Source organism: Pseudomonas sp. R-28-1W-6 (genome assembly GCF_009799925.1).
Classification (GTDB): domain Bacteria; phylum Pseudomonadota; class Gammaproteobacteria; order Pseudomonadales; family Pseudomonadaceae; genus Aquipseudomonas.
Map to the genome: position 1 here is coordinate 144,130 of NZ_WELK01000006.1, position 24,614 is coordinate 168,743.

The window sequence follows — 24,614 nt, forward strand, 5'->3', positions numbered from 1 at the left end:
TCTGAATCGACTCGCCAGGCATTTTTCAATCTGGATTAATAGTCTTGACTATTCACTACTTTCATTTGTTGTGCACGATAGTATTCATTTTGTACTCATTTAGAATGAGCCTCGCAAAGGCCGTCTTGAACTTTATTTATATTGCCCCATTCTACTCCGTGTCGCTGGTTGAGTTTTCTGGGTCTTTTATAAAACCCTCGGAGCTATATGCAGCAGCGCTGGCTATTCTATTCTTTCTAAAAGGCGGCCGCCTCAAAAAGAAACCAGTCATTTTTGCATGCCTGTTCTTCTGTCCGTTTGTATTGTCATTGTTGGTCAATTTGTATGACTTCAATCCCATAGATGCATGGGAATTAAATGCGGAGAATAGGGATGTTTTTTATGAAAAGTTGACCCATAAAACTGAAATAACCGTAACCAATTTTACGCAGTTACTATACGTTGTAGTCGGCCTGGTTTCTTTTGTGGTTGTCGCCAGCGTGGACATGAGGCAGCAACGAGATAATGTCGAAAGGGCAATAAGACGAGCTATTTTGATGGTTTCGGCAATAGGTTTTTTTCAGGTGCTATCATATTATGGTGGTTTCTATGAGGCCTATTTGACCGTATTTTACAACTCCGAGGCTGTCGCCATTGGTCGGCAGGTTTGGTTTGAGATTTCTGGTGTCAAACGGATAAATTCGGTTTTTGGTGAGCCTTCCATATTCGGTTTTTATTTGGGGGTGTCTCTGTTGGTATTGCTGGCTCTGCGGGAGTGGAGAGTTGGTGGTATGGTCAGAAAGTTTGGGGTTTGGGTTTCATTAATTGCTGGGCTTATTTCGACTGCGGGAACATTTTATTATTGTGCGATGGTGTTGTGTCTTTTTTATGTGCTTCACAATCTCAAGAGATTTTTTATTATCCCATTGTGCATCATCGGTGGGTTGAGTGTGGTTGTGGTTGCGGCTTATGTTGTTCAGATTGCTCCGCAATTTGTTGATCAAAAACTCGCGTCACTGGCAGAAAGGTTGCAGTTTGGTTTTTATCTGCCAATCACTAATTTCCTCACCAATCCATTCTTTGGGGCTGCATTTGGTACGGATAGGCCGACCACACTAGTTTTCAATCTGCTGGTTTCTCTGGGAGGGATCGGCGTTTTTATGGTGGCCCTCGCTGCGAGTGCAATATGGAATAAGGGCGTGGGGGCGGTTCTGGTTTTTTGGATAATTGCTGGAATGCTGGTGCCTGATATTATTTATCTGTATGTGTGGCTTTATCTTGGAATCATGTTTTCTATTTTTTCAGGAAAGAGCAGGGTGGATCCAGGCGTTGTTAAGAATACATCCGGGACTTTGCGGTGACTGTTGGGTGGGTTTGAGTTATTTTTTATCGTGCCATTGTATTTGATAATATAAGTTATTAGTGAAGCCAAAATATGCGAACTATCGCTCTGCCAGAAACTGTGTATCACATAGAGTTGATAAAGGAAAACCATCCTGAAGTCGATCTCTATCTGATTAGGCGCAATTCTGCACCGTATGAAAAAAATCTGCCCTTAGGGGCGAATTTTTCTTTTTTTGAGGCTGACCAGTTTTCTTTGAATCCCATAAGTTCAATTAGGAGGGCAAGGGCTCTTTATAAGAATTTGTCGAGATTGATTTCTGAGTCAGGGGCTGGCAATCTCATAATTTTTGCAGATGCTAAGCCGTATCATAAATATATAATCGATTACTGCTTAAAAAATGGCATAGAGGTGGAGTTGTGGGAGGATGGGCTTGGCTACTACATTGGTACTGGTCATAAATATAAATCCATTGCTAAAAATTTTATCAAGGTGGCCTTTGGTGCGTATCATAAGGGGCTGCTCTCCGAGCAGCATCGAAGGGATGAGATAGTTACAAGGGATAGATTTATCCAAAAGAATCTTAGGTATCCGGTTCAGGAACCTGCTTTTGTAGAAGCGCTTGATCGGATCGCGTTCATCGGGCAGCCACTGGTCGATGATGGATATTTGAGTGCATCTCGCTATGTATCGATAATCGAGAGTATCTACGATCAGTCCGGCATCATGGTGGACTATTTGCCCCATCCCAGGGAGCAATCACTGATCTTCAATCAATCGAAAGTGCGGGTGGTCAAAGGTGTCAAGACGCAGAGTTATTTGTGTACTGTCAAGTATTTGCACTGCACAACCGCTTTTTCCACGGCGATAATAAATTTAAGTGGTGAGAGTAGAAGTTTTTGTCCTGGTTTATTTGGGTTGCGACAAGTTGAGCGCGCATTGTCGAAATTTCCCGAGCTCGGTGTTAGGGTCGTCAAAGATTTCTCGAGTATCGGTCAGCCTGGAAGGTGAGTGGGAGTCCAATAATGGCGATTTTTTATAAAGCATGTTGGGCGATTCGTGCCATTTTGTATTGTGCGATATTCGGCAGATTTGGCTTTCCAGGTTATATTGGTCGTCCAGCTTTTTTGCTGGGCGTTCGCCGTATGAATATCGGCAGGCGTGTGCGTATCTTTCCCGGCTTGCGTGCGGAGTGTCATGGCCAGGGGCGGCTTTTCATTCATGACAATGTTTCCATTGGTCAGAATTTTCATGTGATTGCCGGTAATGATCTGCACATTGGAAGTGGGTGCCTGATTTCCGGTGATGTTTTTGTTACCGATACAGATCATACCTTTGAGCAAGTGGGTGTTTCGGTATTTGATCAGCCGGACAGGGTTGCCACTACCCGCATTGGTGAAAATTGCTTTCTTGGTATTGGTGCGCGTATACAAGCCGGTACCATTCTTGGCGATGGCTGTATCGTAGGCGCCAATGCGGTTGTACGTGGTGTATTCCCCCCCCATTCGGTACTTGTTGGCGCTCCTGCGCGAGTGGTCAAGCGTTACAATCTTGAGTTCGGAGCGTGGGAGCGGTGCTGATCGCGCTCGGCTCAGCCGTTAGTACTCTTGGATGTGTAACCAATGCAGTCACCGCATTGGTTAATGCCTTTTGGTTTCCCGGGCCTCATCGGGCCGGTTGGCGAGATAATGCTGGAGCATGGCTATGCGGCGTAATGCTCCAACTTCGATTCCATATCTAGCAGTGTTGTACTGTGACCCTGCAGCCGCAAAGGAATATCAATATGCTTATCCCGGTAATCATGGCAGGCGGTTCTGGCTCCCGCCTGTGGCCGCTCTCGCGTCAGCTCAATCCCAAGCAGTTCCTGACGCTGGCTGATACCCAACTGTCCATGTTGCAGGCCACCATTCGCCGTTTGGATGAGTTGGATGTCGGTTTGCCGCGGCTGATCTGTAACGAGCAGCATCGCTTCCTGGCCGCCGAGCAGTTGCGTCAGCTGGGTATGGAGCAAGCCAACATTCTTCTTGAGCCGGTTGGCCGCAATACCGCTCCGGCCATCGCCCTGGCGGCATTGCAGGCTGTTCAGGAGGAGGGTGATCCCGTGCTGCTGGTTCTTGCTGCGGATCACCTGATCCAGAACGTGGATGCTTTCCTCTCCAGCATTCGTACTGCGTTGCCGCTGGCCGTTGCTGGCAGACTGGTGACCTTCGGCATCGTCCCTAGCCATCCGGAGACCGGTTATGGCTACATCGAGAAGGGGGCTAGCGTCGAAGGGGGCGGTTTCGCGGTTAACTGTTTTGTAGAGAAGCCGAGTTTGACTACGGCTCAAGAGTACCTCGCCAGCGGCAATTACTACTGGAACAGTGGGATGTTCATGTTCCGCGCCAGTCGCTACTTGGAAGAGCTGGAGCGTTTCCAGCCAGAGATTCTCACTGCCTGCCGCCAGGCGCTTGGTGCCGGGAAGCAGGACGTACATTTTACCCGCGTAGATGCAGCTTCTTTTTCCACCTGCCCGGCGGACTCCATTGACTACGCGGTTATGGAAAAGACAGAGCATGCGATAATGGTGCCGCTGGATGCCGGCTGGAGCGATATTGGTTCTTGGTTGGCGCTATGGGAGGTCGGCACCAAGGACGCCAAGGGCAATGTATTCAAAGGCGATGTGCTTGATCTGGCAACCCATAATAGCTACGTACATGCAGACAGCCGGTTAGTGGCTACTGTGGGTGTCGAGGATTTGGTGATCGTCGAGACCAAGGACGCGGTACTGGTAGCGCACAAGGATCATGTGCAAGAGGTCAAGCAGGTCGTCGAACGGCTCAAGGCCGATGGGCGTCACGAGCACGTTAACCATCGCGAAGTCTACCGCCCTTGGGGTATGTACGATTCCATTGATAATGGTCACCGCTATCAGGTCAAACGCATCACTGTGCAGCCGGGAGCCAAACTTTCGGTGCAGATGCACCACCACCGGGCCGAACATTGGATCGTGGTTAGTGGCACGGCAAAGGTCACTAACGGCGACAAAACTTATTTGGTCACCGAGAACCAGTCTACTTATATCCCTATCGGCCAAGTGCATGCGCTGGAAAATCCGGGTGTCATTCCACTGGAGCTGATTGAAGTGCAGTCCGGTTCCTATCTGGGTGAAGACGATATTGTGCGTTTTGAGGATAAATACGGCAGGCTCTAATCGCCATGGTCGATGTTTGTACAGAGGGGCGTTGGATGCCCATTAAAAAATTTATATCGCTGGCGCAACGGTGGGTTGATTGAATACCAATGTCTTGACTGGGCTCAGATTTTGGGCAGCAGCTATTGTTGTTATTTTTCATTTTGGTCGAGATATACATCTGCTTAACATTGCCGGGAGAGGGTTCTTTACGGCAGGGCCGCAGATGGTTGGTTTTTTCTTCGTTCTTTCCGGTTTCATAATGGCACATGTGTACCTGGCAAGGGAGAATTTTAGATTTGATGAATACCTTGTTGCAAGGTTTGCGAGGATAATGCCTGTCTACATTTTAGCGTTATTTGCTTTGACTATTATTAGGCCTTTGAGCTTTTGGCAGTTTTTTAGTGATTTGTCCATGCTCAAGGCTTGGTTCCCTCAGTATGCTGTGGGGGGTAATTCTCCGGGGTGGTCTATCTCTGTTGAGATTTTCTTTTATGCGCTTTTTCCGTTCATTATTTATTTAATAAAAGATTTTAAATTTTCTGCGATTGGGTTCGCAGGTGCAGTATTGGTTCTCTGGTTTTTTTCTCAGATTGTGCTGGGCAATCTTTTTGATTCTGAATTCTACAAGGCTGGTGGCAAGGTTAGCCATGGTTTGATTTTTTATTTTCCAGTTTCGCATCTCTCCAGTTTCTTTGTAGGTATCGCGACTGCTTTGGTTTTGAAGAGTTGTACGGGGTATGGGGTGGTATTTAAGCGTTGTTGTTTTATTGTGGCTCTTTTCTCGGCGGCTCTAATTTACTGGGTGCTTAATAGTCGCGTTTCTGTATTCTGGGGGGTTCGTTTTTTGAATGCCGCGGGTGGTCTTGCGCCATTGTTTGCGTTGTTCATATTTTCCGTGGTTGTGGCATCTCGTGGCTTCGAGTGGTTGCTGGCGAATAGGGTTTCTGTGGCTCTTGGTGAGGCTAGTTATGCCTTGTATATTTTACAGCTTCCAGTTTTTCTGGCTTTTAATAGTTTTTTTGTCAGGAAATATAGTCTTTCAGGAGATGTCGCATTCTGGTTGTATTTTGTTTCACTTTTGCTGCTCTCGGTTTTGGTTTACTTCTCTATGGAGGTGCCTGTTCGAGATTTTGTTAATAAGAAATATCGGAATTTTACTCTGAGTAGAAAAGAGTCTTATGCTGTCTAGTTGGCTCGTATTCTCGTTGAGTAATAAAAGAGGTGTTGAGTGGTTGGAAAAATAATAGTTACCGGCGGCGCCGGATTCATCGGTTCTGCCGTGGTTCGACATTTAATAAATAACATGGATTTTGAAGTCGCCAATCTCGACAAGCTGACCTATGCCGGCAACTTGGATTCTTTAGCTTCGGTGTCCGACTCGCCACGCTATCGCTTCTACCAGGTCGATATTTGCGATGCGCCTGCGCTGGATGCGGTGTTGGCCGAGTTCAAGCCAACGGCGGTGATGCACCTGGCCGCCGAGTCGCATGTGGATCGCTCCATCGACGGGCCTGCCGACTTCATCCAGACCAATATTGTCGGTACCTACACCCTGCTCGAGTCCGTGCGTCGCTACTGGAATGGCCTTGCGGAAGAAAGCAAGGCGGCATTCCGCTTCCATCACATCTCCACCGATGAGGTGTATGGCGATCTGGAAGGCACCGAGGATCTGTTTACCGAAACCACGTCCTATGCGCCGAGTTCACCCTATTCGGCGTCCAAGGCCAGTTCGGACCATCTGGTGCGTGCCTGGCAGCGCACCTATGGCCTGCCGGTGCTGGTGACGAACTGCTCGAACAACTACGGGCCGTACCATTTCCCGGAGAAGCTGATCCCGCATGTGATCCTCAATGCGCTGGCGGGCAAGCCGTTGCCGGTGTATGGCGACGGTTCGCAGATCCGCGACTGGCTGTATGTGGAAGATCACGCGCGCGCACTGTGCGAGGTGGTCAGCCGAGGTGTGGTGGGCGAGACCTACAACATTGGTGGGCATAACGAGAAGCGCAATCTGCAGGTGGTGGAGACGATCTGCGACCTGCTGGATGAGTTGGTGCCGGGAGCAGATGATCGCGACGAAAGGACTGGGCGTCCCCACCGCTCCTACAGAGAGCTGATTACCTTTGTGAAGGATCGACCTGGGCATGATCGGCGCTATGCCATTGACGCCAGCAAGATCGAGCGTGAGTTGGGTTGGAAGCCGGAAGAAACCTTCGAAACTGGGCTGCGCAAGACCGTGCAGTGGTACCTGGATAACCGCAACTGGTGGCAGCGTGTGTTGAGTGGCGATTATCGGCTGGGGCGTTTGGGGGAACAGGCATGAAAGGCATCATTCTCGCGGGCGGTTCCGGTACCCGTCTGCACCCCATTACCCGGGGCGTGTCCAAGCAGCTGTTGCCCATCTATGACAAGCCGATGATCTATTACCCCTTGTCGGTGCTGATGCTGGCCGGTATCCGCGAGGTGTTAATCATCTCCACGCCGGAAGATTTGCCGAACTTCCGCAAGCTGCTGGGGGACGGCAGCGATTTTGGTATCGAGCTGAGCTACGCGGAGCAGCCGTCTCCCGATGGCCTGGCTCAGGCCTTTTTGATTGGCGAGTCATTCATCGGTGGCAGCGATGTCTGCCTGATCCTCGGCGACAACATCTTCTATGGCTACGGCTTCAGCGCCATGCTCCGCGAGGCGGCGGGGCGTGGGCGCGGCGCCACGGTTTTCGGCTATCACGTGACCGACCCGGAGCGTTTTGGCGTGGTGGAGTTCGATGCGGCGGGCAAGGCGGTTTCCATCGAGGAGAAACCGCAGAACCCGCGCTCGAACTATGCGGTAACCGGCCTGTATTTCTACGACAACTCGGTGGTCGAGATCGCCAAGCAGGTCAAGCCTTCTGCGCGTGGCGAGCTGGAAATCACCGATGTGAACAATGCCTACCTCGAGCGTGGCGAGTTGCATGTAAGCTTGCTCGGGCGCGGGTTCGCCTGGCTGGACACCGGTACCCATGACTCGCTGATGGAAGCGAGCCACTTCGTGCATACCATCGAGGCTCGGCAGGGGCTCAAGGTGGCGTGCCTGGAGGAAATTGCCTATCACCAGGGCTGGCTGACTCCCGAGCAATTGGCGGTGCAGGCTAAGGCGCTGAGCAAGACCGGCTATGGCCAATATCTGCAGCGGCTGCTGGAGCAGGAGGCTGCTCAGTGAAGGTGTTAGAAACGCAATTGCCTGGCGTGTTGATCATCGAGCCAAAAGTATTCGGTGATCATCGTGGTTTTTTCCTCGAGACCTTTCAGGTTGAACGCTACCGGGAGGCGGGTATCGGCCTGCCGTTTGTCCAGGACAACCATTCCCGCTCGCAGCGCGGCGTGCTGCGCGGCCTGCATTTCCAGCGCACCCGGCCGCAGGGCAAGCTGGTCAGCGTCAGCCGCGGTGCGGTGTATGACGTGGCTGTGGACATCAACCCCGACTCGCCGACCTGCGGGCAGTATGTCGGTGTCGAGCTGAACGATGAGAACCATCGTCAGCTCTGGGTGCCGCCAGGTTATGCCCATGGCTTCTGTGTGTTGAGTGAAGTGGCGGACTTCCAGTACAAGTGCACGGACTTGTATTTCCCGGCGGATGAGGGCGGTTTGCTCTGGAACGATCCGGATGTGAACATTCCCTGGCCTTTGGATACTCCGCAGTTGTCCGCAAAGGATCAGGCGAATCCGACGCTTCGCCAGCTGTTGGGGCGTGAGGGCTGATATGAGGGTACTCATTACCGGGGCACATGGCCAAGTCGGCAACGAATTGATGCGTTGCGCTCCCGCAGGGTTTGAGGTTGTCGGCTTGGGTTCGGCCGAGCTGGACATCGCCAATACCAACCAGGTGGCCGAGGTGGTTGCCCGGATTCAGCCGCAGTTGATCATCAACGCCGCCGCCTACACCGCCGTGGACAAGGCCGAGAGCGATGCTGCGCGGGCTTTTGCGGTCAATCGCGATGGGGTCGCTAACCTGGCTTGCGCGGCCGAGCGCCTGACTATCCCGCTCCTGCATATTTCAACGGACTATGTATTCGCTGGCGATGCTGCCGAACCCTACCGCGAGAGCGATTCTACCGGCCCTACCGGCGTGTATGGCGCCAGCAAGCTCGCGGGCGAGCAGGCTTTGGCTGAGCACTGCTCGCGCCATCTGATTCTGCGTACCAGCTGGGTATTCGGCGTCCACGGCAATAACTTCGTGAAGACCATGCTGCGTCTCGGGCGTGAGCGCGATGAGCTGTCGGTGGTCGCCGATCAGCATGGCGGTCCTACTTCGGCCCGCAGTATCGCTGTGGCGCTTTGGCAATTGACGCAGCTATACGTGCAGCGCGGTGAATTGACTTGGGGTGTCTATCATTTCAGTGGCTTGCCTGCCTGCAGCTGGCATGGCTTTGCCGAGGAAATCTTCCAGCAAGCCCATGAGCAGGGGCTGATTGCACGAGTTCCGAATGTTCATCGCATCAGAACCGAAGACTACCCGACGCCTGCGCGGCGGCCTCAGTGGTCGGTTCTGGATTGCTCTCGTTTGAGCTCGATGTTCGGCATCGCCATTCCAGATTGGCGGATTGAATTGGCTGATCTCCTTGGTGAGTTGACGCAAACCCACTAGCGCTTTGTTGTAGAACTGCGCCTGGCTTGATCTCAACGGGTCGTGATTTAGGTTGACGCCTGCTATGGTGCGGGCCCAATGCAATGACCCTTTCTTTTCGATCTGTCTGCGTGGCAGGGAGCAGTACTGAAGTCATGTTGTTCAATCGCCCATACCAACCCACTTTTGCTGAGCGTTACCCCGTGGCCATGCTGGCGGCGGTCCTGGACTTTCTCCTCGTGGTGGCCAGCGGTTATCTGGCCTACCTATGGCGGTTTGGCACTCTGGCAATGAATGGGCGCTATACGCTCACCACATTCCTCTTCGCCTTACTGGTGATGTTAAGCCTCTGGTTATGCGGTATGTATCGCTCCTGGCGCGGGCGATCGTTTTGGCATCAGCTCGGTGGCTTGTACTTCGGTTGGCTGGCGGCGATCGGCATTACTCTGACGCTGACATTCTTTCTCAAAATCTCCGATTCCTACTCCCGGAAATGGTTCTTTGTGATGCTGGGGTTGGGTTGTATCGCCTGTACGTTGACCCGTTTGAGCGTGTTCCAGCTCTTGCGCATGCTGCGTTCGAGTGGTCGTAACCTGAAGAGCGTGGTGCTGGTCGATGCAGGTGGTGATGCGGCGCACCAGCTCAACCACGGGCGCTCGCTGCGCGAATATGGCTACCATGTGGCGCATTGCCTGCCATTCGACACCAGCGATGCCTGGTTGGGAGCGCTTGTTGAGGCGGTTAGCCAGAGCAAGGCCCATGAGGTGTGGCTGTGCTTGCCGCTGACGGCCGGCGATGCTATCAAAGCCGTGCTGTACGAGCTGCGCCACCACACGGTGGAGATTCGCTTTATCCCCGAGTGGGGGGATATTCCCTTGCTGAACCACAAAGTCAGCAACATAGCCGGGCTTTATTCGCTGGATCTGAGTTGCAGCCCCATGGAGGGGCCCGCACGCGTTGTCAAACGCATCGAGGACATAGTCATCGGTGGTCTGATTTCTTTGATGATAGTACCGGTCTGCTTGGCTATCGGCGTGGCAATCAAGCTAACCTCCAGCGGTCCCGTGGTATTCAAGCAATACCGCACGGGAATCAATGGCAAGCGGTTCAAGGTGTACAAGTTTCGTTCCATGGTGGTGCATAACGAATCGTCCGGTACGGTTACGCAGGCAACCAAGGGTGATGCGCGGGTAACCAAGGTGGGGGCGTTTCTTCGTCGCACCAGCCTCGATGAGCTGCCGCAGTTCTTCAATGTGCTACAGGGGCGCATGTCGATTGTCGGGCCGCGCCCTCATGCCCTGGCGCATAACGAATATTACAAGGACTTGGTGGAGTCCTATATGCAGCGGCACAAAGTCAAACCAGGGATTACCGGCTGGGCCCAGGTGAATGGTTACCGTGGGGAAACTGATACGCTGGACAAGATGCAGAAGCGTGTCGAGCATGACCTCTGGTATATCGATAACTGGTCACTATGGCTGGATATAAAAATTATTTTCTGGACAGTGCTCAAGGGATTTGTAAGCAAGACAGCATATTGAGCTGGTTTACCGTTGTGCATTGCTCTAGTTTCATTTGTTGTTTTACTCCGTATATGTGTGGGAGGGATTGGTGTTTAGATTCATGGGGCGTTTGGATGGGCTGCTGTTGGGCTGGATGTCGATAGGCTTGTTCGTTCAACTGGCTGGCGTTCTCTTCAACAATGACGACAGCCGTTATGCCACACAGCTATACCTGCTACTGTTTTTGCCGGCTCTTTTGTTACTGTTGAAGGAGCGTCTGGCTTTTGGCTTGTGGCGCCAGTGGCCGGTCTATTTCTTTGTCGTGCTGGCCGTTTGGGTTGTACTGGTTGGAGGCGTGCACCCTGGCTCGGAGAAATCTTTTTGGCATTGGCTCAAGGTTGTAACGCTCCTCGGGCTTTATCTATACGCCGTGGCCAGACTGGCGTGGCAGCCGCAGCGCTTCGGCTGGGTGCTAGCGGGAGCCGTTGTAGTGGCTGCTCTGTTCGCCTGGCTCACGCTGTATTACCAATTCGGAGTGTTGGAGCGTTCGCTGGACTATGCCGTTTTGCGGCGACAGCGTTTAGAAACGATGGGCTGGAACGGTTTGGCGGATCTCCAACACCCTATTGTCGCAGGGCTTTACTACGGAGTATTCGCCGTTTTGCTGACCTGGCTCTTCGTGCACTGGCGGATGAGTGTTGGCCGAGCCCTATTGCTTGCGGTTGCCATGCTTGGCCTGGTGGCCTATGTGGCCTTCACCTTTTCCCGGGGAGCGTGGTTTGCCCTAGGTGCCGCTGGCCTCCTGCTGCTGATTATGTTTTCCAACCGAAAAGCCTACGGTTTGCTGGGCTTAGGGTTGATCCTGTTGTTGGTGGCAGCCTATTTGTTCTGGCCTGAAATGCAGCTTGAGCGCGCGAGAGGGGTGACGGGAAGAAACTACATCTGGAGTGCATGGATTGAGCGCTTTAGCTCATTCTGGCTATGGGGTAGTGGGGCGGGAGCTGATTTTCACTTTACTTTTCCGACGGGCAGCTTTCTGGCAGGGAAACAGTTCATTCATGCCCACAGCCTTTACCTCCAGTTCTGGTATCAATATGGCGTGGTGGGTATAGGTCTGTTTGCAGCCTTGCTCCTGAGCCTGCTGTGGAAGGGCTGGCAATGCCGTGAGCAACCCCTGGCGCGCTTGGGTATCGCCTTGCTGGTATTTGCCATGGTGGCGATGGTGTCCGATGTGTATGCGGTCTTCCATCGCCCCAGTCCGTACTGGGTGGTCTTCTGGTTCCCGGTGGGGATCTTGCTTGGGGTACGGAAACCGGATTCGGCTGCTCAGACCATCCGTGGGCAATGACCGCTGCATAGTTCCAGTACGAATAAAAAGGGCCTGCAATTGCAGGCCCTTTTCGTTGGCATGGCAGTTAACCGATCAGGCTTTGCCGCTGTAGTCGTTGAGCGAGATGACCCGGGTCTTGCCGACGCGGTGGCGGTAGATCTCACGCAGGTACTTGATGGTTTTCTTCACGCTGTCGCGCGACAGGCGGATGTCGTTGATCGAGACGAACTTGTCCTGGTCGTGGATCAGCTCGCGGTACTTCTTCTCGTACATCGGCTTGATCGCATACCAGTTGGTGTCGAGGATCTTCGCCGGGTTTTCGTACTCGTTGAGCATGGTTTCGATCAGTTCTTCATCGAACTCCTCGGAGACGATGAAGTCGAGCATGGCGTTGTCCAGGCTGTCGTCGTAGCGGTATTGGTCGCGGGCGAAGCAGCGCTTGATGAAGGCCACGATCAGGGTCAGGAAGTCGTCCGACAGGCACGGGCTCTTGACGATCAGGGTGGTCAGCGACAGGTTGGCCGAGGCGCCGATGACCAGCGCGTAGCGCTTCAGGGTGGTGTTGGGGAACAGGCTGTTGAGGTGGCTCTTCAGGCGGTTGAGGTCCATGTAGGACAGCTTGTAGTCCTTCGGCAGGGACACGATGGAGACCACCGAGGAGCAGTTCTTGAAGAAGTGCAGGTCGCTCAGCGCGCTGGCGTCGAAGCCTCCCTTCTTGTACTGCTCCAGCGCCGCGCGGTAGCGCTTGGACTCGATCGGCAGCAGGCTGATGCCTTCGATGGCCTGGGTCGCCTTGTTGAAGTGCGGCAGGTCGATGGAGCGGAAGAACAGGTCGTCGATGTTGAGCTTGGGCTGCTCCTTCTCGAATACCTTGAACTTGTCGGTGGGCGCCGGCGGCGCCTGTTCGGCCACCACCGATTCGGCGTAGGCCACGGCCACCGGGCCGGCCAGGCTCATGAACAGGTCGTTGGCATCCAGGCGGATGGTCTCGCCGATGTCGATGCCGGCGCGGCGGAAGTAGTTCTGGTCGTAGTCGGTGGTCACCGCCTGGGCGGTGAGGATGTTGAAGATCTGCTGCGAGATGTACTGGTTGGCGTGGCGCTCCATGGCGTTCACGTCGATGTTCTGGATGTTGCCGCCGTCGCTTTCCTCGGCGTAGCGCATGATGTCGTTGGAGATCAGCATCATCGCGTTCCACGGACGGATGCGGCGCATCACGCTTTCTTCGCCGGTCTCCTCGTTGTCGAAGTTGTAGGAGAAGTCCCACTCCTCGGCGAGGTACTTGCACAGCAGGCGGCCGGCGTTGATGTGCAGGGCCTCGGACATCTCGATGCGCTGGTCGGAGATGTTCGGCAGGATGCAGATGCCGCTGGTGAAGATCGGCTCGAAGACGAAGGAGTGGTCGCGGTTGTCGTCGCTGCTCTCTTCGGTCTTGGTCTCGAAGGTCTTGCTCATGTAGGCGAACTGCTGGGCCAGGCCGAATTCCGAGGCCATGCCCGAGCCGGTGCCGCCGCCGGCGCTGAAGATGTAGAAGTACAGGCGCGACTGGTTGGCCTTGATCCCGCAGGAGTCGATCAGGTAGCTGTGGATGAACTTCCAGTCGGCATTGGTGAAGCGCTGGGTGTCCTTGTTGAGGATGATCTTGGCCAGGTACTGGCCGAGGATCGGCGCGTTGCCCGCGCCGCCGGCATGCACCTCGGACAGGTCCATGATCTTCATCTTGCTGTAGTCGCTGAGGAAGCCGCTCTTCTCGGTCTTGCGCGAGAAGCGGATGCGCCCCTCGATATCCTTGTCCAGGTCGCCGAGCATCACCAGCGGCTCGATGAGGAATACCGGCTTGGCCGCGCGGCTGGGCGACAGGCGCAGGTTGCTGCGGATCCAGCTGGTCGGGCGCTGTTCGTTGGCCGGCTTTTCCTGGTTGCTGAATTCGTTGAGGTAGAACTTGCGGGCGTTGTACACCAGTGAGGCGACGTCCAGGGCGATGTTGGAGCCGCAGCGGCCGAGGCCGATCAGGCACACCGAGGGGAAGTGCTGGCTGGCGCGCACATCGCTGCCGTCGTCGCTGAGCACCTTGGGGAAGACCCGTTCGCGCAGGCCGTCGAGGTTTTCCAGGATGCGCTCGATGTCGCGCTCGGTGAAGTACATGTACTGCTCGCCATTGCCGGCGGGGCTGAGGAGTGTCCGCGGGGGCGCTACGGTTTCGGGGCTTTCGGCTATGACGGGGCGCGCTTCGGAAACGGTGGACACTGCGTCTTTTTTTGTTTTCATCATCGACATCCGGCGTGTGGGCGGCGTTGCAGGGAGGCTTGGTGGCTAAATGCCTTCTTGTTGCATGGCTCTGCACTATATACAGCCAATGGGCATTGTTCGAGCCGGCGGCAGGGTGGTTTGGGGAACTTCTTGGCGTTTTCGCTCAGGTTTCTACCCGATTGCGCCCAAGTTGCTTGGCCCGGTACAGCGCGGTGTCGGCCTGGCGCACCAGGTCGCGCAGCAGTTCCCCGGGTTGCAGCTGGGCGATGCCGAAGCTGGCGCTGATCGGCTGCCGCTCGAGCAGCGGGCTTGCGCTGATCAGCTCGCGCAGTTTCTCGGCCAGCTGGCGCGCTTGCTGCTGGTCGGTATGCGGCATGAGGATGAGGAATTCCTCGCCGCCCCAACGGCACAGGCTGTCCGAGTCGCGCAGGTGTTCGCGGACCCGATCGGCCAGGCGGCACAGCACCTGATCGCCGATTTCATGGCCGTGCCGGTCGTTGATCTCCTTGAAGTGGTCGATATCGAAGAACACCAGCGACAGGGGATAGCCGTAGCGCTCGGCGCGGCCGACTTCCTGCTGCGCCACTTCCTCGAACTTCAGGCGGTTCCACAGCCCGGTCAGGCGGTCGGTATTGGCCAGGCGCTCCAGCGTCGCGTTGCTGGTGAGCAGCTGCTGCTCGGTGTCCTGGCGACGGTTGATCTCGCGCTGCAGGGCGCGCGACAGGGCGGCGAAGCGCAGGGCCACGGTGCCCATCAGCAGGATGACCAGCAGGGCAATGGCGCCGCCCAGGTAGAGGGTGCGGTTGTCCTGCTCGAGGTGTTCGCTGTAGAGAAACCCGCTCAGGTTGACCGGGCCGGGCGCCATGCCCAGTTGCACGTAGCTGTTGGCGATGGCGTCCCAGCGTCCGGGATTCATGTGCCCGAGCTGCACCAGGTCGGACATGATCAGCTTGCGCAGGGCGTCGGCCTCGAAGCGCAGGTGCTCCAGGCTCTTGCCGGGGGCATAGCGCCGGTGAATCAGCTGGATGCTTTCTTCCTGGTGCTCCAGGGCGTATTGCCAGCCCTTGAGGCTGGCCTGGACGAACGCCGCGACCCGTTTCGGCCGGTCCCTGAGCAGCTGTTCGCGGGTCACCAGCACATCGTTGTAGAAGTTCACCCCGTATTCGCGCGGGTTGATCAGGCGGTAGTCGACGCCGCGCTGGGCCAGCCAGTAGGTCTCGTTGGAGATGTAGCCGTCATAGGCGTCGGTGCGGCCATCGATCAGGTCCTGCGGGTCGAAGCTGGTCGGCTGGATATTCAGCTGGCCTATATCGATGCCTTCGCGGCGCAGGGTGATCAGCAGCTCGGCGCTTTCCGGCGCGGGCATCAGCATCAGGCGCTTGCCGGCCAGGTCCGCGGGGGTGCGGATGCCCGAGTCGGCGCGCACGATCCACACGATGGGCGAGGTCTGCATGATCGCCGCCAGTGCCACCACCGGTTTGCCGGCCATGCGCTCGATCACCACGCCGCTGTTGCTGATGGCGAAATCGCTGCGTCCGGAGAGGATGGCGTCCACCGGCTTGAGGGCCTGCGGGCCGCCCTCGAGGATTTCCACATCCAGCCCGGCGTCGCGGTAATAGCCTTTTTCCAGGGCCATGTAGTAGCCGGCAAACTGGAACTGGTGCAGCCAGCGCAGTTGCAGGCGCAGCCTGTCGCCTGCCGTGGCGCCGCCGCAGCCCAGGCAGATCAGCAGCAGGAGCAAGAGCGACTGCCGGGCGGCACGGCGCGGGAGGTGAGGCGGGCGGTATGACACGGCGGACCCTGAGCTGGCACTGTGCTTTCACTCTAGCGGTTTTCCGCCCGGGCGGGACGCACGTCGTGCGCCTGGATTGTCTGCTTGGTCAACTTTTTTGCCTGGCAGGCTTGTCCGCGTCACGGCCGGCGGGGTAGGGTGGGCGGCCCGGCCTGTGTGGCTGCCGTGCGTTTGGATCTGCTGTGAAACCTGTTTCCCGGGCCCTGCTGATGCTGGCCTTGCTGCTGGCGGCGATCAACCTGCGCCCCGGCATCACCTCCCTGGCACCGCTGATCGAGCGGATCGCCGCCGAACTGTCCCTGAGCCGCGGGCTGATCAGCCTGACCACGGCCTTGCCGGTGCTGTGCATGGGCCTGCTGGCGCCCCTGGCGCCGCGCTTTGCCACGCGCATCGGCCTGGAACGCACCATCACCGCCTGCCTGGCCCTGATCTGCCTGGCCCTGCTGCTGCGCCTGGGCGGGCAGAGCGGCGTGCTGCTGATCGGCAGCGCCGTGCTGATGGGCACCGGCATCGCACTGACCGGGCCGCTGTTGTCCGGTTTCATCAAGCGCCATTTCGTCGAGCACATCGGCCGCGTGGTGGGCTGGTACTCCTTCGGCATGGCCATCGGCGGCGCCGGCGGTGCGGTCCTGAGCATCCCGCTGACCCGCGCCCTGGGCGATGACTGGACCGCCGGGCTGGCGGCCTGGGCGCTGCCGGCGCTGCTCGCCGTGCTGCTGTGGGCGCGCCTGCCCAACCGCAAGGAAACCGCCAGCGCCAGCGATGGCGCCGGGTTGCCCTGGCGCGAGCCGCGGGCCTGGCTGGTCACCGGCTTCTTCGCCATCCAGGCCGGGATGTTCTACAGCATGGCCACCTGGCTGGTGGCGCGTTACCACGAGGCCGGTTTCAGCCTGCCGTACAGCAACGGTCTGTTCGGCACCTTCATGCTGGTCGGCCTGCCCAGCGCCTGGCTGCTGCCCTGGCTGGCCCAGCGCTTCGGCATTCGCCAGCCGCTGCTGGTGTGCTGCGGCCTGGCGATGACCCTCAGCCTGGGCATGGTCACCTTCCTGCCGCAGCAGCTGCCGGAGCTCTGGGCCATGCTCATGGGCCTGGCGCTGAGCGGCTCGTTCGCCCTGTCGCTGGTGCTGCCGCTGTACGAGGTGCACACGCCGCTGGCGGTCAGCCGCTGGACCGCGATGATGCTCTGCGCCGGTTACTGCATGGCCTGTCTGGCGCCGATCCTGGTGGGCCTGGGGCGCGACCTGGCCGGCGACTACCGGCTGCCATTCATGGTCCTGACCGCCCTCGGCGGGCTGATGACCCTGATCGCCTGGCGCCTGCGCAGCCCGAGGGCGGCGCCGGATCGCCAGAGTTAGAACCTGTTTGCGATCTTTTCCAGGCACTACCAACGAAGGTGTTGGGCCCACTGATTTCAGAACCGGGCAGCTCTGCGTAGGGTGCGCCACGCGCACCAGAGGCCTGCACGTGGTTTTGTGGTGCGCACGGCGCACCCTACGAGGGATGGTAAACAGGTTCTTGGGCACTGGTTCCTTTGCAGCGGCAAGGCCCTGTGATAGAAGGCAGCCTGCATTTCTTGGAGTACCCGCGTGGAGCCCGAATCCATCGTCTATGGCTGCATCCGTGACTGGCCGTCCGGGGAGCGCGAGCAGCGCCTGCTGCGGCGCAGCACCAACCGCCGGGTGCTCGAGCAATTGCCCCAGGGCGATGCCTGGCCGTTTCTCGGCCGCGAGATGTTCTCCTTCTGCGGCAACGAGGGCGAGGGCCTGTACCAGACCCAGGTGATCCACTTCGGCGCCAGCTACCGGGCCATCGAGTACGAGTGGAGCCTGTGGGTGCAGGAGTTCGAGGCGCTACTCAAGCGCCTGTACTGGGCCAGCGCGGTGGTCCATCTGGAAACCGAGCTGAACGGTTTGCACACCTTCCGCTGGGAGTCCGAGAGCGGCTTCCACAGCCCGCAGGAGGACGACCTGCGCATGCGCTGCGTGTGGGAGCGCGAGGGCTGCCTGCGCGGTTGAGTGGTGGCGGCGCCCGGGTGTCCGATTGGCTTGAAGAGGCAGCTGAATGCTCAATTACCTGTGGTTCTTTCTCGCCGCGCTGTTCGAGATCGCCGGCTGCTACGCCTTCTGGATGTGGCTGCGCCTGGGCAAGAGCGCCTGGTGGCTGGCGCCGGCGCTGCTCAGCCTGTGCCTGTTCGCCGTGCTGCTGACCCGCGTCGAGGCCGCCTATGCCGGGCGCGCCTACGCCGCCTATGGCGGGGTCTATATCGTCGCCTCGCTGTTCTGGCTGGCGGCGGTCGAGCGCACTCGGCCCCTGACCAGCGACTGGCTGGGCGCGGGCGTGTGCCTGCTCGGCGCGGCGATCATCCTGCTCGGGCCGCGCCTGGGCTGGCGCTGAGAACCAGTAAAGCTCCCCGTAGGGTGCGCCGTGCGCACCTGAATCCCCCGTAATATCCCTGATGCGCACGGCGCACCCTGCGGGCGGGCGTCCTCTGTGCATCTTCGCGGGCTGCGGCGCTAGACAGCGCGCAAGCCACCGCTCAGTCCTGTTCCTGCAGCCACTCGCGCGGTACCTGCTCCTTGAGCAACAGCTGGCACTGCTGGCTTTCCGGGTCGAAGACGATCAACGCCTGGCCCTTGAGCAGGGCCTTGCGCGCCCGCTCGACGCGGGTGGCCAGGGGCGTCTCGTCGCCGTTGTCGGTGCCTTCGCGGCTGACGAAGTCTTCCAGCAGGCGGGTCAGGGTCTCGGCTTCGAGCAGGTCGTGGGGGATCAGCATGGCGGGTCCTTGTTGGCGGGCGGCCATCCTAGTCTGCGGTCGCGAAAATAGCTGCGCAATTTTGCCGGCTTGGCTTGCCGCCAGGCGGTCTCGTCGGGGCGACAACGGCCACCGGCCAGTCCTTGCCGCGGGCTAGGTTTGCTGCAGCGTCTGCTCGAGCAGGTAGCGGTCCAGGGTGCTGTAGAGCAGCTGGCAGTCCAGCGGCTTGCCGAGGAAGTCGTTCATGCCGGCGCGGGCGCCGTGCTCGCGGTGCTCGTCGAGGATGTGCGCGGTCAGGGCGATGATCGGCACCGCCGGCAGGCGGCGGTTGTGCTCCAGCTGGCGGATCTGCCGGGTGGCGTCGAAGCCGTCCAGCTCGGGCATCTCGCAGTCCATCAGGATCAGCTGGATCGAGGCCGGGTCGCGCCGGTACTCGGCCACCGCGGCCAGGCCGTTGCCGACCAGGCGCACGCAGTAGCCGCGTTTCTTGAGGAAACCCTGGACCACCAGCTGGTTCACCGCATTGTCCTCGGCGACCAGGATGCACGGCGTGGCGCTGCCCGCCCCGCGCGGCTCGTCGAGCAACGGGCGCGGCGCGCTGCGCCGTTCGCTGTACAGCTCCAGCAGGGTGCCGCGCAGGCTGGTGAGGGCCACCGGCAGCGGCAGGTTGAGCAGGCGCAGGCCGTGGTGGTCCGGCAGTTGCAGCTGTTGCTGCGGCGGGTGCAGCAGCAGGACGCGCTGGCCGGGCTGCAGATGCGGGCCGATGCTGTCCAGCCAGTGGCCGATGCTGCCCGGCCATGGCGTCATCAGCACCAGCAGGGGCGGGCTCCTGAAGTCGTCCAGGTAGTCCGCCAGGCGCTGCGGGTCCTGGCAGCGCTCGGTGCGCATGCCCCAGCGCCCGAGCAGGTGGCCGAGGGCCTCCAGGCCCAGGCCGTCCAGCGAGCAGAGCAGGACGCTGCGGCCGTTGAGCAGGGCGGCCAGCTCGTCGACTGGCTCGTGCACCGCCTGCAGCGGGATATCGAAGGCGAAGCGGCTGCCCTGGCCCGGGGTGCTCTGCACCTCAATGTGCCCGTGCATCATCTCCACCAGTTCCTTGCTGATCACCAGGCCCAGGCCGCTGCCGCCGTAGCGCCGGGTGGTGCTGGAGTCGCCCTGGACGAAGGACTTGAACAGCTGGCCGAGGCTGTCGGCGCGGATGCCGATGCCGCTGTCGCGGATGGCGAAGAACAGGTGCGCCTGGCCCCGGCTGTCGCTGCGGATGCTGATGTGCAGGACCACATGGCCTTCCTGGGTAAATTTCAGGGCGTTGCTCAGCAGGTTCATCAGCACCTGCTTGAGGCGCATCGGGTCGCCCTTGATCCGTCGCGGCACGCCGCGCTCCAGGCTGACGTAGAGGCGCAGGCGCTTTTCCAGGGCCTGGCCGGTGAACAGGCTGAGGGTGTCGGAAACCAGCTGCTCGAGGTCGAACTCGATCTCCTCCAGGCTGAGCTTGCCGGACTCGATGCGGGCGTAGTCGAGGATGTCGTTGATCACCGTCATCAGCGAGCTGCCGGAGCTGCTGATGGTGTCCACGTAGAAGCGCTGGTTGCGGTCCAGGCTGGTGTCGCGCAGCAGCTGCAGCATGCCCAGCACGCCGTTCAGCGGGGTGCGGATCTCGTGGCTCATCTTGGCCAGGAAGCGGCTCTTGGCCAGGTTCTCGACCGCCGCCTGCTCGGCGGCCTGGCGCGAGCGGTAGCCTTCCTCCTTGAGCAGGTTGATGCGGTCGGCCAGGCCGATGGACAGGGTCAGCAGTTCGATGGTCACCCCGATCTTGACCACCGCCGAGCCATAGATGCCGAACAGTTCGACGCCCAGTGAACCGCTGGTGACCAGCATGAAGGCGACCAGCAGCACGCTCCAGGCCAGCACATAGTAGGAACCATGGCGGATGCCCTGGCGCCAGGCATACACCCCGGTGAGCAGCAGCAGCAGCGAGACCACCAGCACGCTGAGGCTGGCCAGGATGTTCCAGGCCTGCAGGCCGATCAGCGGCGCCGACAGCAGGCCGGCGAAGACCGCCAGCATGAGCAGGCGCAGGTAGCGGTCCAGGCGCGGGAAGTGCAGGCGGGTGTGCAGGAAATGCCGGCTGAACTGGGTGGCGCTCAGGCAGTGCAGGTACATCAGGATGTAGATGCTCACCGACTGCAGGGCCACATGGTCGGGCAGCAGCTTGAACAGCATGCCGTCGAAGCAGGCGGCGAACAGGCCGACGTTGACGTTGTAGATCAGGTACCAGAAGTAGGCGCGTTCGCGCAGCGAGATGAACAGGAACAGGTTGTAGATGAACATGGCAAACAGCACACCGTAGAAGGCGCCGTTGATGCCCATGAGGTTTTCCTGGGCCGCCGCGCTGGCGCCGTAGGTGCTGAAGAACAGCGGCACGAACAGGGTGCTGGTGCTTTCCACGCGCAGCAGCAGGGTGTTGCTGCCGTGCGGCAGCTGCAGGGGGAACCAGAAGTGGCGGACCTGCACCGGGCGCTGGGCGAAGGCGAAGCGGTCGCCGCTCTGCTGGTGTTGCAGGCGCCCGTCGGCGTCCTGCAGGTAGACGTCGATCCGGTCGAGCAGGGCGTAGTTGACTTCCAGGTAGCCGGAGAGCGGTTGCGGGCGGCTGTTGACCAGGCGCAGCTTGAACCACCACACCGAGGCATTCTTGCCGAGGTTGGCGTGGTCGCCGTCGATGCCCTTAAAGTCGCTGTCCGGCAGCTGCTGCACCTGGGCCGGGCTGAGGCTGCCGTCGCGGTCTTCGTGGTAGCCCATGTAGGGCGCCAGCGACAGGCGCAGCTGGTCCCGGTCCAGAGGCGCCGGGGCGAGGGCCCAGAGGGGGCTGGCGAGGCACAGCAGGAGCACGGCCAGACAGAAGCGAGGCATCCGCGAACCCCATGGTTTGGTACGTCTGTCGCAGCACTTTGCCCGGATGCGGGCGGTGCTTCAAGCACTGGCGCGAAGCCGTGCCCGCCTTGTTGCACCGCCGGGCATTCAGCCCTGGCCGCAGGCGCGGTTGGCCGGTACGGCAACGTCCATCAGGCGCGGGTTGGCCAGCTTCAGCCCGGCCATCAGGCGGGCATAGGCCTCGGCGTCGGCCACCTGCAGGCGCGGATTGTGTGCGGCCTCCTCGGCGATGCTGGAGCGCGTCCAGCCCCGGTAGTCGTGGCCCGGCCAGACGGCGGTGTCGCCTGGCAGGGCGAGCAGGCGCTGCAGGCTGGCCCATTGCGCACGGGCGTCGCCGTTCTGGAAGTCGGTGCGCCCGCTGCCGCGGATCAGCAGGGTGTCGCCGGTGAACACCTGGGCCGCCTCGCCGGCGCTGGCCGGCAGCAGGAAGCAGTAGGAGTCATCGGTGTGCCCGGGGGTGTGCCAGGCGATCAGCTCGCGCCGGCCGAAGGCCAGGCGCTGCCCGTCGGCGAAGGTGAAGCTGGCGCAGGTGCTGCCACTCTGGGCGCCGAAGCCGCTGCGGCAGCCGGTGGCGTCGCGCAGGCCGCCGAGGGCGGTGATGTGGTCGGCATGGGTGTGGGTGTCCACGGCCAGCACCAGGCGCAGCTGCAGCTCGCCGAGCAGGTGCAGGTAATCGTCCAGCTTGTCCTTGACCGGGTCGATCAGCACCGCTTCGCCCTGGTCGGCGAGCAGGTAGGTGTAGGTCGAGCTGAGGCTATCGAAGAATTGGCGAAACAGCATTTCAGGCTCCTCCGAGGAGTTTCTGCGCGGCCAGCGACAGGCTGACCACGACCAGCATCAGGGCAAATAGACGTTGCAGCAGCGGCCCGCCGAGGCGCTGCGCCAGCAGGTTGCCGCCCAGCACGCCGAGTGCACCGCCGATGGCCAGGCTGGCGAGCAGCAGGGGCGAAGGGCTGGCGCCACTCAGGTAGAGGACAAAACCGCCGCCGGAGACCAGGGCGATCACCGCCATCGAGGTGGCCGTGGCGGCCAGCATGGACAGCGGGGTGAACCAGAGCAGGGCGGGCACCACCAGGAAGCCGCCGCCGACGCCCAGCAGGCCGGAGAGCAGGCCGACCGCCAGGCCGATGCCGACCAGCGGCAGGTGGCGGGTGATGGCCTGCTCCTGCCGCGGCAGGCGGGCGCCGTGCCACATGCGCCAGGCCGACCACAGTACCAGCAGGCAGAAGGCGATGAGCAGCGGCGCCTCGGCGACGAAACGCCCCAGCCACTGGCCCAGGGCATTGCCCGGCAGGCCGCACAGGCTCAGCAGCAGCACCGGGCGCCAGGCCACCAGGCCCTGGAAGGCACGCGGAATGGCGCCGACCAGGGCGGTTAGGGCCACGGCGCCGAGGCTCACGCCGATGGCGTCGCGCAGCGGCAGGTGCAGACTGAGCAGCAGTGGCAGGGCCACCAGCGAGCCGCCGGCCCCGGTCAGGCCGAGCAGCAGGCCGAGCACGGCACCGATGCCGAGGGTCTCGAACAGCAGCCCCTCCATCAGCGGTTCCAGGGCATGCGCGCGAGCAGCAGGGCCATGGCGCAGGTGTTGCTGATGCCGGCGAAGGTCAGTCCAGCGCCGACGAAGGCGGCCAGGCCGTACCAGCCGGGGTGCAGCCAGGTGCCGAGGATGCAGCCGAGCAGCACCAGGCTGCCGGCGCTGATCTGCACCTGGCGCTGCAGGCTGATCACGCCGCTGCTGGCGGCCTGGTTCAGCGGCATGCTGCAGGCCACGCAGGCGTCGGTGCCGCCGTCGACCACCTGGATGCCGGGCAGCAGGTGCTGCAGCTGTTCGGCGGCGCGTTGGGCACGCTGGCCGCGCTGGCACAGCAGGTAGAGCTCATCGCCGCTGTGCAGGCCTTCGCTCTTGAGCTGGGCCACCAGCTGCTCGGGGTTGAGCTGGTCGAGCGGCACATTGCGTGCGCCGGCCACATGCTGGGCGCGGAATTCCGCCGGGCTGCGCACGTCGATAAGAAAACGCACCCGGCCCTGGTGTTGGGCGGCGGCGAAGCGCGGGGCGTCGATCAGGCAGAAAGACTGGTTCATAGGGTACTCCCGGGGGGTATCAAGTGTATTTGGTGAAGATGGCGCGCACGCGCGCCAGGGTTTCGGCATCGTCGCGCGCCGGGTCGAGTACGGCTTCCTCGAGCAGGCAGGCGAGCATTTCCTGATAGGCCTTATCCAGGGCCTTGCGCGCGGCGGCGAACTGCTGGGCGATGGCCTCGCACTCCTCGCCGCGGCGGATCATCGCCTGGATGCCGCGGACCTGCCCTTCGACGCGGGCCAGGCGCTTGAGCATGGCGTCCTGGTGGGGCGCACGGATTTCCGTGGTCATGGTTGTACCTCGCTGATTGGCCGGCGCAGGGTGAAGGCGCCGCGCAGTTCGCCCAGCTGGAAGCCGCGGGCCTGGTCCTGGGGATAACGCTGGTCGAGCAGTGCCGCCACGGGCGCCTTGATCTGGCTGCCGTGGCAGGCCAGGCAGGGTTCGCCGGTGGCGATGGCCTGCATGTAGCGGAATTCGCCAGCGACCACGGCCGCCTGGCGCATCTGCGCCAGCGGCTCGCCGGCCTGGCTGCGCCGGGCGAAGTCTTCCAGCACCTGGCGTTCCCAGGCATCCGCCTGGTTGGCCGGGTTGCGCAGGCGCAGGGCCGTGCGGCCGATGCGCCACGGGCTCTGGCTGTGCTGCGCGGCGATGCCGGGGGCGAGTGCCTGGCAGGCCTCGACCGCCGCCGTCGGGCCGCCGCTGGCGACGGCCTGCTGCACGGTCTGCAGCAGCTGCTGCTGGAACGGCGGGATCAGGCTGGCGGCTTCGGCGGCCAGGCGGTCGCTGTCGAGCGGTGCGGCGGCCCAGCCCAGCGCGGGCAGGGCGGCACAGATAAGCAACAGGCGCATGGATGGCACTCCCTGGGTTTTGTATACCCCATGGAGT

Annotated in this window: 23 protein-coding genes; 14 read left to right on the top strand and 9 right to left on the bottom strand. The window is 60.1% G+C overall.

Annotated elements, in window-relative coordinates; genetic code table 11:
* Positions 1-44: 44 nt before the first annotated feature.
* From F3I62_RS13600 to F3I62_RS13650, 11 genes are all read left to right on the top strand, one after another.
* A complete protein-coding gene (locus F3I62_RS13600) occupies positions 45-1,340 on the top strand; it encodes a hypothetical protein (RefSeq protein WP_160490178.1) in 1,296 nt (431 codons plus the stop codon).
* A 74-nt stretch (positions 1,341-1,414) separates the two neighbouring features.
* Positions 1,415-2,332, top strand: coding sequence for a glycosyltransferase family 52 (locus F3I62_RS13605; protein ID WP_160490179.1), 918 nt, complete (start codon positions 1,415-1,417; stop codon positions 2,330-2,332).
* A 14-nt stretch (positions 2,333-2,346) separates the two neighbouring features.
* Positions 2,347-2,901: an acyltransferase gene (locus tag F3I62_RS13610; RefSeq protein WP_160490180.1), complete on the top strand. Its 555-nt coding sequence runs from the start codon at positions 2,347-2,349 to the stop codon at positions 2,899-2,901.
* A gap of 203 nt (positions 2,902-3,104) precedes the next feature.
* On the top strand, positions 3,105-4,514 hold the full coding sequence (locus tag F3I62_RS13615) for a mannose-1-phosphate guanylyltransferase/mannose-6-phosphate isomerase (protein ID WP_160490181.1): 1,410 nt from the start codon (positions 3,105-3,107) through the stop codon (positions 4,512-4,514).
* A gap of 79 nt (positions 4,515-4,593) precedes the next feature.
* Entirely contained in the window at positions 4,594-5,685 is a 1,092-nt protein-coding gene (locus F3I62_RS13620) for an acyltransferase (RefSeq protein WP_160490182.1), read from the top strand.
* 39 nt (positions 5,686-5,724) lie between these two features.
* Positions 5,725-6,816 carry a dTDP-glucose 4,6-dehydratase gene (rfbB, locus tag F3I62_RS13625; protein WP_160490183.1) on the top strand — a complete coding sequence of 364 codons (1,092 nt, stop codon included), beginning with the start codon at positions 5,725-5,727 and terminating at the stop codon, positions 6,814-6,816.
* A complete protein-coding gene (gene rfbA, locus F3I62_RS13630) occupies positions 6,813-7,691 on the top strand; it encodes a glucose-1-phosphate thymidylyltransferase RfbA (RefSeq protein WP_160490184.1) in 879 nt (292 codons plus the stop codon). Before rfbB ends, rfbA begins: the two co-directional genes overlap by 4 nt.
* Positions 7,688-8,230 (top strand): dTDP-4-dehydrorhamnose 3,5-epimerase, encoded by a 543-nt coding sequence (gene rfbC, locus F3I62_RS13635; RefSeq protein ID WP_160490185.1) that lies wholly within the window; start codon positions 7,688-7,690, stop codon positions 8,228-8,230. Before rfbA ends, rfbC begins: the two co-directional genes overlap by 4 nt.
* Before the next feature lies 1 nt (position 8,231).
* Positions 8,232-9,116, top strand: coding sequence for a dTDP-4-dehydrorhamnose reductase (gene rfbD, locus F3I62_RS13640; RefSeq protein WP_160490186.1), 885 nt, complete (start codon positions 8,232-8,234; stop codon positions 9,114-9,116).
* 134 nt (positions 9,117-9,250) lie between these two features.
* Positions 9,251-10,636, top strand: a complete 1,386-nt coding sequence (locus F3I62_RS13645) for an undecaprenyl-phosphate glucose phosphotransferase (protein WP_178122516.1) — start codon at positions 9,251-9,253, stop codon at positions 10,634-10,636.
* Positions 10,637-10,718: 82 nt separating this feature from the next.
* Positions 10,719-11,945, top strand: a complete 1,227-nt coding sequence (locus F3I62_RS13650; RefSeq protein ID WP_160490187.1) for an O-antigen ligase — start codon at positions 10,719-10,721, stop codon at positions 11,943-11,945.
* Positions 11,946-12,020: 75 nt separating this feature from the next.
* On the opposite strand, the gene F3I62_RS13655 is transcribed toward F3I62_RS13650, so the two are convergent.
* Together F3I62_RS13655 and F3I62_RS13660 are read right to left on the bottom strand one after the other, a co-directional pair.
* Positions 12,021-14,072: a hypothetical protein gene (locus F3I62_RS13655; RefSeq protein WP_372240132.1), complete on the bottom strand. Its 2,052-nt coding sequence runs from the start codon at positions 14,070-14,072 to the stop codon at positions 12,021-12,023.
* 268 nt (positions 14,073-14,340) lie between these two features.
* Entirely contained in the window at positions 14,341-15,918 is a 1,578-nt protein-coding gene (locus F3I62_RS13660; RefSeq protein WP_160490189.1) for a GGDEF domain-containing protein, read from the bottom strand.
* Positions 15,919-16,151: 233 nt separating this feature from the next.
* Between F3I62_RS13660 and F3I62_RS13665 the strand changes: the two genes are divergently transcribed.
* The 3 genes from F3I62_RS13665 (at position 16,152) to F3I62_RS13675 (ending at position 18,363) form a co-directional block, all read left to right on the top strand.
* Positions 16,152-17,324, top strand: coding sequence for an MFS transporter (locus F3I62_RS13665; RefSeq protein WP_160490190.1), 1,173 nt, complete (start codon positions 16,152-16,154; stop codon positions 17,322-17,324).
* 231 nt (positions 17,325-17,555) lie between these two features.
* Positions 17,556-17,984: a hypothetical protein gene (locus F3I62_RS13670; protein ID WP_160490191.1), complete on the top strand. Its 429-nt coding sequence runs from the start codon at positions 17,556-17,558 to the stop codon at positions 17,982-17,984.
* 46 nt (positions 17,985-18,030) lie between these two features.
* Positions 18,031-18,363 carry a YnfA family protein gene (locus F3I62_RS13675; RefSeq protein WP_160490192.1) on the top strand — a complete coding sequence of 111 codons (333 nt, stop codon included), beginning with the start codon at positions 18,031-18,033 and terminating at the stop codon, positions 18,361-18,363.
* Between the two features lie 142 nt (positions 18,364-18,505).
* Here F3I62_RS13675 and F3I62_RS13680 read toward each other — a convergent pair whose 3' ends face one another.
* From F3I62_RS13680 to F3I62_RS13710, 7 genes are all read right to left on the bottom strand, one after another.
* Positions 18,506-18,742, bottom strand: coding sequence for a YheU family protein (locus tag F3I62_RS13680; protein WP_160079186.1), 237 nt, complete (start codon positions 18,740-18,742; stop codon positions 18,506-18,508).
* Between the two features lie 132 nt (positions 18,743-18,874).
* Entirely contained in the window at positions 18,875-21,628 is a 2,754-nt protein-coding gene (locus F3I62_RS13685) for a hybrid sensor histidine kinase/response regulator (RefSeq protein ID WP_160490193.1), read from the bottom strand.
* Positions 21,629-21,736: 108 nt separating this feature from the next.
* On the bottom strand, positions 21,737-22,429 hold the full coding sequence (locus F3I62_RS13690) for an MBL fold metallo-hydrolase (protein ID WP_160490194.1): 693 nt from the start codon (positions 22,427-22,429) through the stop codon (positions 21,737-21,739).
* A 1-nt stretch (position 22,430) separates the two neighbouring features.
* Complete coding sequence (locus F3I62_RS13695) at positions 22,431-23,186, bottom strand: sulfite exporter TauE/SafE family protein (protein ID WP_160490195.1); 756 nt, start codon at positions 23,184-23,186, stop codon at positions 22,431-22,433.
* The gene (locus F3I62_RS13700; protein WP_160490196.1) at positions 23,186-23,731 is read right to left on the bottom strand and encodes a rhodanese-like domain-containing protein; all 546 of its coding nucleotides are present in this window, start codon (positions 23,729-23,731) and stop codon (positions 23,186-23,188) included. Before F3I62_RS13700 ends, F3I62_RS13695 begins: the two co-directional genes overlap by 1 nt.
* A gap of 19 nt (positions 23,732-23,750) precedes the next feature.
* Positions 23,751-24,020: a metal-sensing transcriptional repressor gene (locus F3I62_RS13705; RefSeq protein ID WP_160490197.1), complete on the bottom strand. Its 270-nt coding sequence runs from the start codon at positions 24,018-24,020 to the stop codon at positions 23,751-23,753.
* On the bottom strand, positions 24,017-24,577 hold the full coding sequence (locus F3I62_RS13710; RefSeq protein WP_160490198.1) for a DUF3365 domain-containing protein: 561 nt from the start codon (positions 24,575-24,577) through the stop codon (positions 24,017-24,019). Before F3I62_RS13710 ends, F3I62_RS13705 begins: the two co-directional genes overlap by 4 nt.
* Between the last annotated feature and the right edge of the window lie 37 nt (positions 24,578-24,614).